Raw genomic sequence first — 12,560 nt, 5'->3', positions numbered from 1 at the left:
TGGCCGCGCCGGGTGGCGCAGTGCGTGCGCCGCGGGAGCGAGGGGCCTTGGGGTCCGAGGAAGGAGGTCGACGTGTGGCCATCAGCGAATGACCTCGACATCATGGACATCCGGTACGCGCATCTCGAGACGCTCGGTACTGATGCTCTCGATACGCGCAGGGGCGGACCAGGCACTTTCCTCAAGCAGCAGGCGCCCCCAGCGAGCACGCGCATCATCACGCGCCGCCTCGAGCTTCTGGAGTTGCGCGTATTGGCCGCGCGAGAGATGGGAGCTTACGACGACAGCAGCGGCGGATCCCAGCAGGCAGATCATCAGCACCACGAAGCACAGATGACGCCAACGCATCTGGAACCTGATCGGCCAGTTCCCTCTCCAGCTGCCCTGCTGCTTGCGTCCCGCCATGCTGACTCCCTTATCACTCTGAACGCGGTGATCTGCACCACGATTTATCCCTGCGGGACGACCCGTCGATCCATGCATGCAACACCCGATGGCTGACGGCTTGCCCTGTTCATCGCCGCAACATGCCGGCCACTCATCACTCGTGATGACCAGCGGTACCATCAGGCGACGACCGACGCATTATGTCAGCTTGTGGCGTTGGTCGTTAAGCGTTGCGAGGCACCGACACACATGTCGCACAACGCTACGTCCCCTTGCGAGCGCGCCTGCCAAAAGGCAGGCGCTGGGATGACCACGATACACGCCACGAACCGGGCGTTATTTCAGCTTCTCGGCGATGCGCATCACGGCGCTGCGTGAGCGTACGTTCGCCTGCACCTCGCTTTCGGAGGCCTTCTGAGCCTTGCCGACCAGCTTGAGGCGCTTGTTGAGCTGATCTTCGCGAATGGGCATGCCACGCGGCGCCTGATCGCCACGCGCCTTGTCGCGCATGAAGCGTTTGACGATACGGTCTTCCAGCGAATGGAAGCTGATCACCACCAGCCTTCCCCCCGGTTTCAGGGCTTCCAGGCCAGCATCCAGGGCGCGGGTCAACTCATCCAGCTCGCCGTTGACATGGATGCGGATCGCCTGGAAGACACGCGTCGCCGGGTGCTTGTGCTTCTCCCAGTTGGGATGCGCGTCCTTGATCAGGCTGGCGAAGTCACCGGTCCGCGTGATGGGACGCTCGGCGCGATGCTCGACCACCGCACGTGCAAGACGCTTGGCATAGCGCTCCTCACCGTAGGTCTTGAAGACCCACGCCATGTCCTCGGCACTGGCACGTGACAACCACTCAGCGGCACTCTCGCCACTGGTGGGGTCCATGCGCATGTCCAGCGGACCATCATTCATGAAGCTGAAGCCACGCTCGGCATCGTCCAGCTGCGGCGAGGACACGCCGATATCCAGCAAAATGCCATCGAGCTGACCATGCACGCCTTCCCGCTCGGCATATTCGCCCAGGCGGGCAAATTCACCGGCGTGAATGGAAAAACGGGAATCCTCGATAGTGGCGGCTTCCGCCAATGCCTGGGGGTCGCGATCACAGGCGATCAGACGTCCACCGTCATCGAGACGCGACAGGATCAGGCGTGAGTGACCGCCGCGCCCGAAAGTACCGTCGAAATAGACACCGGAGACGTCCTGAATCAGCCCATCCACCGCGCCATCGAGCATGACACTGACATGCGCGAAGCGATCCGCAGCTTCGGATTCGGCGGCTGACATGGCAGCGGCTGATTCGGGAACGGAGGGAGCGCTGGGCTTGGACATGACGAAATTCGGGACCTTGGCACGCGTTGCGGGCAGTAAAGGCGGACGCCAGTCGTCTGGCGGTAGACCGCAGGAAAGCAGAGACATTCGCATGATTATCGATGGCACAATCGACAACCGGCGCCGGTCACGACTTCATGTCCGCCGCCATTGCAAATGGCCAGCCACGGAGCACGGAGCGGACGGCGCCGGTCATGCGGTGTCACATGTCAGCCCTGAACTGCGCGTTTCGCATCACAGGGCTGACATCTTCAATATTAGGCGGGAGACGGCCGATAAGCCGGGTCTTGTCGTGGACAGTCATTCATCTAGGCCCTGAATCACTTCAGGGCTCAAGCAACCAACCCGCCCCCACTGCGGGCAGCAGCATAGGGGGCCTATTTGGTCTTGCTCCAGGTGGGGTTTACCTCGCCGCGAACTGTTACCAGACGCGCGGTGCGCTCTTACCGCACCCTTTCACCCTTACCGGTCAGCCGAAGCTGACGTAGGCGGTCTTCTCTCTGCTGCACTTGCCGTCGGCTCACGCCGCCCAGACGTTATCTGGCACCTTGCCCTATGGAGCCCGGACTTTCCTCCCCCAGCTCACGCTGGCGGCGACTGTCTGGCCATCTCCCAAGCGCGCAAGACTATCAGTGTCACATCGTTTCCACAAGCTGGCGCTGCAGTGCACCTGGCCCGGAGGAACGCCGAAAAGCCAGATATGCCAAGCACTTGGAAAACACCTCTCGCTTACGCTTCTCGTGGTTCCGCCGCATCCTTCAGGGCTTGTGCCTTGGCATACCAGACCTTCTTGCGCCCGCCGACCAGACGAGTGGCGATCGCCGCCATCTGCTTGACGCCGACCCCCTCTTCCCACAGCACCTTGAGAAGCGCATCACCCTCGACGCTGGCAGCCTCGTCGCCCTCACGTGCCGGAGCCCCTTCGATCATGACCACGAATTCACCGCGCGTCTGATCGCCATCCGCCTCCATCATCGCCAGCAGCTCAGCAGCCGTCCCGTCCAGGAAGGTCTCGAAGGTCTTGGTCAGCTCACGTGCCAACACGACTCGGCGCGCCCCGAGAACGTCGTGGATATCCTTCAACAACGCCTGGATACGGTGAGGCGACTCATAAAGCACATGCGTCGCGCCATCCTCACGCAGTGCCGTGAGGCGCGCCTGACGTGGTCCACCCTTGTGAGCGAGAAACCCCTCGAAGGTGAAGCGATCCGTCGGCAGGCCAGCAGCGCTGAGCGCGGTAATCAACGCGCAGGGGCCGGGAAGCGGGACTACCTTGAAGCCGCGCTCCCGCAGCGCCCGCACCACGATGAAGCCGGGATCGGAGATCAGCGGCGTCCCGGCGTCGGAGACCAGCGCGACACGCCGCCCCGCCTCCAGGGCCTGGCACAGCTGATCGACCCGCCCGCGCTCATTGTGGTCATGCAGTGACATCATGGGGACTTCCAGCCCCAGATGGCGCAGCAGACGGGCACTGTGGCGGGTGTCCTCAGCCGCGATCAGATCCACTTCGCCCAGCACCCGCGCGGCACGTGGGCTGAGGTCATCGAGGTTACCAATCGGCGTGGCGACCACGTACAATACGCCTTCAGAAGACTCAGACATTCAATGCTTCGACTCGTTGAACTCAGTGGTAGATATGGACGTCAGAGACAGCCGAGTGGCCTGACCACCTGCGGCAGACATGCCCGCACGAGCAGCCACTCCGAGACCCGTCTCATTCGTCATTGCAGTATTCATCCGTCATTACAGCAGCGGCGACGCGGGCCACGGCCTCCTCGCCCATCAGCCAAGGGACCGTCGTACATGGGCCAGACATGGAATCGTGCGCCTGACAACGTGCTGCGCACTGCGTCAACCATTCGGCACAAGAGCTTGCGCCTCCCACGCACCAGCCTGCGCGGACTGGCCGGCATGGCCATCGCGGCACTGCTGCTGGCCGGGTGTGCCGGGCAGTCCTCCCGTCCCAGCGGACCGGGGGCGGACGCGCTGCTGGCTCAAGCGGAGCAACAACAGGGCCAACAGGCCGCCGGCACCCGACTGCAGGCCGCCGATATCCTAGCACGCAGCGGCGACAACGCGCAGGCGATCACCATCACCTCGGACATCGACCCCGCGAGTCTGGAACCCCAGCAACGCGTGCAATGGGCCCTGTTGCTGTCGCGCATCGCCCTCGAGCAGCAGGATGGCTGGAACACGATACTCGCCACGTCCGTGCTGGAAGACGACATCACGATGTCCAGCGACGATCAGCGCACGCTGCGCAAGCGTCGCGGCCTGGCGCTCGGCATGGTCGGCGAACCTCTGGCCAGTGCCCAGACGCTGATTGCCCTGCAGGCGGACACTGATGACCTCAGCATCAATGACACCCTGTGGGAACAGCTCACGCGCCTGTCTCCCAGCCAGCTTGGCGAGCTGGCCAGCGCCAACGCCATTGCCAGCGGCTGGACGGACCTGCTGCGTCTGCAGCGGCGCTTCGGCGGCAACATCGACCAGATGTTTTCCGCCATCAACGACTGGGCGGATGCCAATCCGCAGCATCCGGCCGCACGCCAGATGCCGCAGGGCATCCTCGATCTGCGCGAGCTCTCCGGCCAGGAGGTCCGCAAGATCGCGGTCTTCCTTCCGCAGTCCGGCCCATTAAAGCGTATCGCGCAGGCAATTCGTGAGGGCATCGAGGCACGCCATCGCAGCGCCATCGACAATGCCGAAGCCACGCCGCAGCTGAGCTTCTTCGATACCTCAAGCGCCGATCTCAAGACATTGTATGCCCGCGCGACCATGGAGGGAGCTCAGGTCGTGCTAGGCCCGCTGGACAAGCAGCTGGTCAGCCAGCTCGAGACCCAGAGCAGCCTGCCGCTGCCAACCCTGGCCCTCAATTACGGCACCCATGAGCGCAATCAGGCCGACAATCTCTTCCAGTACGGCCTGTCCGCCGAAGACGAAGCGCGCCAGGTCGCACTGCGCGCCTCACTTGACGGTCATCGTGGTGCCGCAGCCATGATTCCCGACAATGCCTGGGGTCAGCGCGTCTACAGCGCCTTCCGTGATCGCTTCGAGCAGGAAGGTGGCGACATCGTTTCCATCGAGCGCTACAACCCCAAGGGCCCGGTCAGTGAAGCGGTCAAGGATCTGCTTTCCGTCTCCAGCCAGGATCAGGCGCGCATGAAATCCGCCAAGAAATCCGGCAGCAAGTATGGCCGCGCCCACTCCGGCAACATCGACATGATCTTCCTGCTGGCGCTGCCAAGCTACGCTCGTCAGGTGCCGCCGATGCTGGACTTCTACTACGCGGGCAACCTGCCGATCTACGGCACCTCACACCTTTATGAAGGCTCCCCCCAGCCCGCTCAGGATGGCGACCTCAATGGCGTCAATTTCGTCGACATCCCCTGGGAAGTGCCGCAGGCCTCCTCCGGCGGCAAGGCCACTCTGCCGGAAGCCGATACCTATCGCGCCCTGTCGGATGCCTCTCCGCGCATGCTCAAGCTCAATGCCATGGGCGTCGATGCCTATCGCCTGGCACAGCGCGTTCCGCTGATGCTGGCCGGTGCCGGCGGGGAACTCTTCGGAGCGACCGGCAGTCTATTCCCGCGTCATGATGGACGCATCGAACGCACGCTGCCGTGGGCGGAGTTCAGAGGCGGCGTACCACGCCCGCCGCTGAAAGGCGCCAGCAGCCGCACCGTCGAAGCCTACACGCCCTGACATGGCGCGCCCTGGAACGGCCGGGCAGGAGCCACCACAGCGTCGCGCGAGAGCGCGCGGTGCCGTGATCGAAGCCGAGGTCGAGAAATGGCTGTCAGCCAGAGGTCTCGTGCCTGTCACGCGCAATTCGCATGCCAAGGGCGGCGAGATCGACTTGATCATGCGTGATGGTGACACCCTGGTGTTCATCGAAGTGCGTTACCGCGCCAGCTCCCGGTTCGGCAGCGCACTGGAAAGCGTGACCGCCACCAAGCAACGCCGGCTGATCAAGGCCGCGCGTTTTTATCTGGCCCATCACGGGCTATCATGTTCCTGCCGCTTCGACGTGGTCGGCGTGGAGGGTCCTCCCCCTCTCGCCATTCACTGGATACGCCACGCATTCGAAGCGTTCTGAAGCCAACGACCAAGAGCCATCATGGATTTCCAATCTCGTATTCTCGGCCACTTCAACGCCAGCATCGACACCAAGACATACGCCAGTGAAGTGCTGCCGCCCTTCATCGAAGCGGCGAGTCAGATGATGGTCCAGAGCCTGGTCAATGACGGCAAGATTCTGGCCTGCGGCAACGGCGGCAGCGCCGGTGACAGCCAGCACTTCTCGTCAGAGCTGCTCAATCGCTTCGAGCGTGAACGCCCGAGCCTGCCGGCCATCGCCCTGACCACCGACACCTCGACGTTGACGTCCATCGCCAACGATTACAGCTACAACGAGGTGTTCTCCAAGCAGATTCGCGCCCTGGGCCAGCCCGGCGACATCCTGCTGGCCATTTCCACCAGCGGCAACTCCGCCAACGTGGTACAGGCCATCCAGGCGGCCCATGACCGCGACATGCGCGTGGTGGCACTGACCGGTCGTGACGGTGGCGACATGGCTTCCCTGCTGGGCAGCGAAGATTGCGAGATCCGCGTACCGGCGACCTCCACCGCGCGCATTCAAGAAGTCCATCTGCTGGCCATTCATTGCCTGTGTGATCTGATCGATCACCAGCTGTTCGGCAGCAACGAATAACGCCTTGCGACACACGGCGCTCACCAGGAGATTACGGCATGACGCCAAAGTACCTGCTTTCCCTCATGGCCACCGCCGGCTTTCTATCCCTTGCGGGCTGTACCACCGTGGCCGACCTGACTCACAGTGGTCCCATTGACGAGGACTACGGTGATCGCACTCTGGGCGCTCAAGTGGAAGACGAGAGCATCGAGACCAAGATCGAAGTCAATCTCGGCAAGATCGATGCGCGCTTCAATGACGCCCATGTCAACGTGAATGCCTACAACGGCATGGTCCTGCTGACCGGGCAAGTGCCCAGCGATGAGCTCAAGCAACGCGCCGCGGAAGTCGCCAAGGATGTCCGTCGCGTACGCCAGGTACACAACGCCCTGGAAGTCAGCGCCAATGCGCCTACCAGCCAGCGCGTCCAGGACACCTGGCTGACCACCCGCGTCAAGGCGACTCTCGCGGCCGATGCCAACATCGATTCCGGGCGCATCATGGTGCTGACCGAGAATGCCAGCGTCTACCTGATGGGCATCGTGACCCGTTCGGAGGCCGACCAGATCGTCAGCAAGGTCTCGGAAGTCGGTGGCATCCAGCGTATCGCCAAGGTCTTCGAGTATCTTGATTGACGTAGACCGCACTCCCTGACGTATGGGTGAAAACGACGACGCCCCACAGGCCTGGCCTGTGGGGCGTCGTCGTTACCAGCCCAAGAGGACTGAAGAGGAGTGTCCGCTTACTTGATGACTCGCAGCGACGGACGCCCCTTGCGGGGAGGCTTCGGCTGATCATCGCCGCCATCCTCATCGGAAGAGGAGATGCTGCCGCCCTCCTGCTCCTCGGCACTCGCGACCTCATCGGCCGCCGCATCACCCCGTGACGCCTCCTCACCCTGCTCATCATCAGCAGCGCTGCTGGCACCACCGACACTGGCCAGAGTCGGACGTGAAGGTGCCTGAGCCTCCTCACCGGAGGTCGCCTCATCCGAGTCTGCCTCACCGAAGGCCAGGTCATCCGCACCCGGCATGACAGGCTCATGCCCGAACACCATGCCAACGCCATTCTCGCGAGAGTACAGCGCCACCAGCGCCGGTGTCGGCACGCTGACGTGCATCGGCTGACCACCGAAACGGGCATTGAAGCTGACACCCTCATTGGCGATGAGCAGATCACGCACGGCACCCGGCGCGATGTTCAGCACGATCTGGCCATTTTGCACGTGTTGACGCGGCACCTGAACGCCATCCTGCTCGGCATCCACCACGATGTACGGCGTATTGTCGTTATCCAGCAGCCACTCGTAGAGCGCACGTGCCAGATAAGGGCGACTGGAAAGCATGAGAGAACCTCTTGAACTGCAATGGATGTCACGATGACCGACGTCCTGCGACGCCGAGCTACAGCTTGCGGGCACTGACACCACGTGACGGTCGAGACACCTGACCTCGGCCCCTCCCCGCCTCATGATCCGAGCCCGGAACCCACCCCGGGGTGGGTTCCAGCGACTCAAGCACCCCTTTCGGGATTGCTCAAGCGAATCAGATACGCATCTCGCGCTCTGCCTCGGAGAGAGACGCCTTGAAGGCATCACGATCGAACAGACGCTCCATGTAGTTCAGCAGCGGCTTGACCTGCTTCTCCGGCAGCTCGATGTTCAATGTCGGCAGACGCCACAGAATCGGGGCGATGCACGTGTCGACCAGAGAGAACTCGTCGCTCATGAAGAACGGCATGTCATCGAAGATCGGCGCGATTCCGATCAGGCTCTCGCGCAATTCCTTGCGCGCCTTGTCGGCTTCCTTCTTGGTGCCGTTCTGGATGGTTTCCATCATCGGCACCCACTCGCGCTCGATGCGGTGCATCCACAGACGGCTCTGGGCGCGCGCCACCGGATACACCGGCAACAGCGGCGGATGCGGGAAGCGCTCGTCCAGGTACTCCATCATCACCTTGGACTCGTAGAGGACCAGGTCACGGTCCAGCAACGTCGGCACACTGTTGTACGGGTTCAGATCAGCCAGCTCGGCCGGACGGTTGTCATCATCTACATCAATGACATCGACTGCTACACCCTTCTCGGCCAGCACGATCCGTACACGGTGGCTGAAGTGGTCGTCACCACCGGAGTAGAAGGTCATCGATGAACGCTTGGCCACAACACCCATGAAACTGTCCTCGCATCTGTTCGAGCCATGCCCGCGTCAGCTTTTGGCCTGACGAACGGGAATAAGTTTCCTCTGGGCGCCTCATCAACTGCGTGACGCGCCCAGAGGGTCAACCTTGCGTCACCCGCAAGCGACGCAAGCGGGCGCACGACCGATCAGCCGTGCGCCCGTCACTGCCTGCACGCCATTATCAATGAGCGCCACTCCGGGAGCCATCAATGAATGTCGCGCCAGTATTCCTTCTTGAGAAGATATGCCAGCAGAGTAAAGATCAGGATGAATATTAACACCTTGGGGGCCATGCTCTCAGCCTTGAGTCGCGATGGTTCGCCCACATAGGCCAGAAAGTTGGTCAGATCCCACACGGCCTGGTCGAATTCCTCTGCTGTCATGCTGCCCGGCGAGGTGATCTCCAGCACGTCGCAGGAGTCATAGTGCCCCGTTGCCGGGTTCAGCTCCGCGCCCGGAGGCACCAGGTCGCTCTGGGCGCAGACCTTTTCCTGAACGCCCTGCAATGTCTCCAGCACATTGGGCATCGCCACCAGCGGATAGACAGCATTGTTGACACCCCAGGGGCGCTCGGGATCGCGATAGAAGCTCTTCAGGTAGGAGTAGATCCAGTCCGTCCCGCGCAGACGCGCCTCGAGAGACAGATCCGGTGGCGGCGTACCGAACCAGCTCGCGGCGTCCTCAGCCTTCATCCCGATGCGCATGGTGTCATTGATCTTGAGTTCTGGCGAGAAAATCAGATATCGCTCGACCAGATCCTCGGGCATCTCCAGGTCCTCTGCGGCACGCGAATAGCGCTGATACTGCAGGCTGTGACAGCCGAGGCAATAATTGGTGTAGAGCTGCATGCCGCGCTGCAACGAGGGCTTGTCATGCAGATCCGGCTGCATCGACTCACGCACTGCCTCGCCCCCTGCCGCGCTGACAGCTCCCGCCCCCAGCAGGCCGGCCACCACCACGCCTGCAGCCAGTACATGCTTCAGCCAGTCCCTTGACCCACCCTTTTGCCCGCTCATCGGCCTGTCACCCTGTCCGGCACCGCTCGCGTCTTCTCGAATCGCGTATACAGCGGCATCAGTATGAAGAAGGCGAAGTACGCCACCGTCGCGATCTGCGCGATGATCGTGCGCTCGAACGTCGGCGGCATCACGCCAAGCACCCCCAAGGTCACGAAGCTGACCACGAACACGAGTATCGCGATACGCGACAGCCAGCCCTTGTAACGGATGGAGCGCACAGGAGAACGATCAAGCCATGGCAACACGAACAGGATGGCGATCGCCAACCCCATCACCACCACGCCCCAGAACTTGGCATCGACCCCGAACAAGGGATAGTTCACGGCCCGCAACATCGCGTAGAACGGCGTAAAGTACCAGACAGGGGCAATATGCTCAGGTGTCTTCAACGAGTTGGCCGGTTCGAAATTGGGCGTCTCGAGGAAGTAGCCGCCCCCTTCCGGGAAGTAGAAGATCACGGCACAGAACACGAACAGGAACACACCGACACCCACCAGATCCTTCACCGTGTAGTAGGGATGGAACGGAATGCCATCCAACGGCTGACCCGCCTCATCCTTCCTGTCCTTGATCTCGATGCCATCCGGATTGTTCGACCCCACCTCATGCAGCGCCACCAGATGCAGCACCACCAGCCCGACGATGACCAGTGGCAAGGCGATCACATGCAGGGCAAAGAAGCGATTCAAGGTAATGCCGGACACCAGATAGTCGCCACGGATCATCTGCGCCAGATCCGCTCCGATGACCGGGATCGCCGTGAACAGCGAGATGATCACCTGCGCCCCCCAGTAGGACATCTGCCCCCAGGGCAGCAGATACCCCATGAAGGCCTCGGCCATCAGCGCCAGATAGATGCACATGCCGAAGATCCACACCAGCTCACGCGGCGCTCGGTAGGAGCCATAGATCAGCCCCCGGAACATGTGCAGATAGATGACGACGAAGAATGCGGACGCCCCCGTGGAATGCATGTAACGGATCAGCCAGCCATATTCCACATCGCGCATGATGTATTCGATCGAGGCAAAGGCCCCTTCGGCGGTCGGGGTATAGCTCATGGTCAACCAGATACCGGTAATGATCTGATTGACCAGCACCAGCAGCGCCAGCGAGCCGAAGAAATAGAAGAAATTGAAGTTTCTGGGCGCGTAGTAGCCTGTCAGATGGTCCTGCAGCATCTGGGTGGCCGGAAAACGATCATCGATCCAGCGCATGATGCCTCGCGACGCCTTGGCACGTTCTGGATTCCCCATCACACAGCCTCCTCATCGACGCCGATCACCAGCACCTGCTCGCTTTCATAATGATGCGGCGGCACCTCGAGATTCGAGGGCGCCGGCACTCCGGTGAACACGCGACCCGCGAGATCGAATTTCGAGCCATGACAGGCACACAGATAGCCACCCGGCCAGTCAGCGCCAAGATCCGCGGCACCCATCTCGGGTCGATAACCCGGCGAGCAGCCCAGATGGGTGCAGATTCCCACCAGTACCACGTACTCGGGCTTGATGGAGCGCAGGACAGCATCCACATAGGCTGGCTGCTGGGGACGGCGTGATTCGGGGTCCTGCAACTCGGCGTGCGGGATGGCCCGGATGTCATCAATCATCTCGGGGGTGCGACGCACCACCCATACCGGCTTGCCGCGCCACTCGATGGTCATCTGCTGACCCGGTGCCAGGCGCGAGATATCCGCCGTGACAGGTGCACCTGCCGCTCTTGCCCGTGCGCTCGGCTGCCAGGAAGCCAGAAAGGGCGTCGCGATGCCAACGGCGCCTATCGCCCCCACGACACTGGTCGCACTGACGAGGAAGCGGCGCCGCCCTCGATTCACACCTCGATTAGCCATATTGTTATTGTCTCCCGAACACCACCGCATGCTGCCAGACCATTCCCTTGCCGGGCACTTGACGCTTGACTGTATTAAAGGGCAAGAACCCACCGCTCACAACTCAAGAAAATCACTTTACCAGAAGCGGCTTTCTTCAATTGCGCTCGCACCACGCGCTTGACGCCCCTATCAAGATCGCAAAAAAAACGCCCAGCACCCTTTCGGGTACTGGACGTTCTTGTGGTCGACGCCTGTTCTCTTAACGCTTGGAGAACTGCGGACGACGACGGGCCTTGCGCAGGCCGACTTTCTTACGCTCGACTTCACGAGCATCACGAGTGACGTAGCCGGCGGCACGCAGTGCCGGACGGAAGTCCTCGTTGTAAGCCATCAGGGCACGAGTGATGCCGTGACGGATGGCGCCAGCTTGAGCGGAACCACCACCACCGGCGACAGTGACGTAGACGTCGAACTGTTCGGTGGTTTCGGTCAGCTCGAGCGGCTGGCGAACAACCATGCGACCTGTCACACGACCGAAGTAGTCGTTCAGGTCACGCTGGTTGACGGTGATTTTGCCGGTGCCCGGCTTCAGGAAGACGCGCGCGGTAGAAGTCTTGCGGCGCCCGGTACCGTAGTGCTGCTGTGTCATGGCGATGCTTCCCTCAGATGTTCAGTTCTTGCGGCTGCTGCGCAGCGTGCGGATGCTCGGCGCCAGCATAGACTTTCAGCTTGGACTGCATGGCACGACCCAGCGGGCCCTTCGGCAGCATGCCCTTCACCGCCAGCTCGATCACGCGCTCAGGCTTGTGCTCGATCATCTGGTTGAAGTTCATGGAGCGCAGGCCGCCCGGGTAACCGGTGTGACGGTAGTAGGTCTTGGCTTCTGCCTTGCGACCAGTCACAGCGACTTTCTCGGCGTTGATGACGACGATGTAGTCGCCAGTGTCAACGTGCGGAGTGTACTCGGCTTTATGCTTGCCGCGCAGGCGACGAGCAATTTCGGTAGCCATACGGCCCAGCGTCTTGCCGGCTGCGTCGACGACGAACCAGTCACGCTGGACGGACTGCGGCTTGGCAGTAAACGTCTTCATGGATGAATCACCTATAGTCGG

The 12,560-nt window shown here is 61.9% G+C and carries 14 protein-coding genes and 1 other RNA gene; 4 read left to right on the top strand and 11 right to left on the bottom strand.

The genetic code is table 11. The features are described from left to right. Positions 1–81: 81 nt before the first annotated feature. The 4 genes from ftsL to rsmI form a co-directional block, all read right to left on the bottom strand. Positions 82–405: a cell division protein FtsL gene (ftsL, locus tag AC26AR_RS03600; RefSeq protein ID WP_077371668.1), complete on the bottom strand. Its 324-nt coding sequence runs from the start codon at positions 403–405 to the stop codon at positions 82–84. A gap of 318 nt (positions 406–723) precedes the next feature. Continuing rightward, complete coding sequence (gene rsmH / locus AC26AR_RS03595; RefSeq protein ID WP_488107879.1) at positions 724–1,674, bottom strand: 16S rRNA (cytosine(1402)-N(4))-methyltransferase RsmH; 951 nt, start codon at positions 1,672–1,674, stop codon at positions 724–726. A gap of 305 nt (positions 1,675–1,979) precedes the next feature. Then, positions 1,980–2,332, bottom strand: an RNA gene (gene rnpB / locus AC26AR_RS03590) — RNase P RNA component class A. Between the two features lie 116 nt (positions 2,333–2,448). Continuing rightward, positions 2,449–3,321 carry a 16S rRNA (cytidine(1402)-2'-O)-methyltransferase gene (gene rsmI / locus AC26AR_RS03585; RefSeq protein WP_488107552.1) on the bottom strand — a complete coding sequence of 291 codons (873 nt, stop codon included), beginning with the start codon at positions 3,319–3,321 and terminating at the stop codon, positions 2,449–2,451. Between the two features lie 201 nt (positions 3,322–3,522). Here rsmI and AC26AR_RS03580 point away from each other — a divergent pair, with 201 nt between their 5' ends. Genes AC26AR_RS03580 through AC26AR_RS03565 form a run of 4 tightly spaced genes read left to right on the top strand, consistent with a single transcriptional unit; the run spans position 3,523 to position 7,050 of the window. Then, entirely contained in the window at positions 3,523–5,424 is a 1,902-nt protein-coding gene (locus tag AC26AR_RS03580; protein ID WP_077371659.1) for a penicillin-binding protein activator, read from the top strand. Between the two features lies 1 nt (position 5,425). Then, positions 5,426–5,818, top strand: coding sequence for a YraN family protein (locus tag AC26AR_RS03575; protein WP_279855187.1), 393 nt, complete (start codon positions 5,426–5,428; stop codon positions 5,816–5,818). A gap of 21 nt (positions 5,819–5,839) precedes the next feature. Continuing rightward, positions 5,840–6,433: a phosphoheptose isomerase gene (locus AC26AR_RS03570; protein WP_043332512.1), complete on the top strand. Its 594-nt coding sequence runs from the start codon at positions 5,840–5,842 to the stop codon at positions 6,431–6,433. Between the two features lie 38 nt (positions 6,434–6,471). Then, positions 6,472–7,050 carry a BON domain-containing protein gene (locus AC26AR_RS03565; RefSeq protein WP_077371653.1) on the top strand — a complete coding sequence of 193 codons (579 nt, stop codon included), beginning with the start codon at positions 6,472–6,474 and terminating at the stop codon, positions 7,048–7,050. A gap of 107 nt (positions 7,051–7,157) precedes the next feature. Here the strand turns inward: AC26AR_RS03565 and AC26AR_RS03560 are convergent, their stop codons facing one another. The 7 genes from AC26AR_RS03560 to rplM all read right to left on the bottom strand — a co-directional run bounded on the left by AC26AR_RS03560 (position 7,158) and on the right by rplM (position 12,539). Continuing rightward, entirely contained in the window at positions 7,158–7,760 is a 603-nt protein-coding gene (locus AC26AR_RS03560) for a ClpXP protease specificity-enhancing factor (protein ID WP_488107551.1), read from the bottom strand. Between the two features lie 199 nt (positions 7,761–7,959). Then, positions 7,960–8,586, bottom strand: a complete 627-nt coding sequence (gene sspA / locus AC26AR_RS03555; protein ID WP_077371647.1) for a stringent starvation protein SspA — start codon at positions 8,584–8,586, stop codon at positions 7,960–7,962. A 215-nt stretch (positions 8,587–8,801) separates the two neighbouring features. Beyond that, complete coding sequence (locus AC26AR_RS03550) at positions 8,802–9,611, bottom strand: cytochrome c1 (protein WP_136938333.1); 810 nt, start codon at positions 9,609–9,611, stop codon at positions 8,802–8,804. Then, a complete protein-coding gene (locus AC26AR_RS03545; RefSeq protein ID WP_077371641.1) occupies positions 9,608–10,870 on the bottom strand; it encodes a cytochrome b in 1,263 nt (420 codons plus the stop codon). The genes AC26AR_RS03550 and AC26AR_RS03545 overlap by 4 nt, the downstream gene beginning before the upstream one ends. After that, entirely contained in the window at positions 10,870–11,466 is a 597-nt protein-coding gene (gene petA / locus AC26AR_RS03540; protein ID WP_077371638.1) for a ubiquinol-cytochrome c reductase iron-sulfur subunit, read from the bottom strand. Before petA ends, AC26AR_RS03545 begins: the two co-directional genes overlap by 1 nt. A gap of 241 nt (positions 11,467–11,707) precedes the next feature. Continuing rightward, entirely contained in the window at positions 11,708–12,097 is a 390-nt protein-coding gene (gene rpsI / locus AC26AR_RS03535; protein WP_043332522.1) for a 30S ribosomal protein S9, read from the bottom strand. Between the two features lie 13 nt (positions 12,098–12,110). Further along, positions 12,111–12,539, bottom strand: coding sequence for a 50S ribosomal protein L13 (gene rplM / locus AC26AR_RS03530; protein WP_065392477.1), 429 nt, complete (start codon positions 12,537–12,539; stop codon positions 12,111–12,113). Positions 12,540–12,560 lie beyond the last annotated feature (21 nt).

The sequence above is a fragment of the Cobetia sp. PS-4MA genome (assembly GCF_057670765.1).
This window is presented reverse-complemented; position numbering and strand designations above follow the sequence as displayed.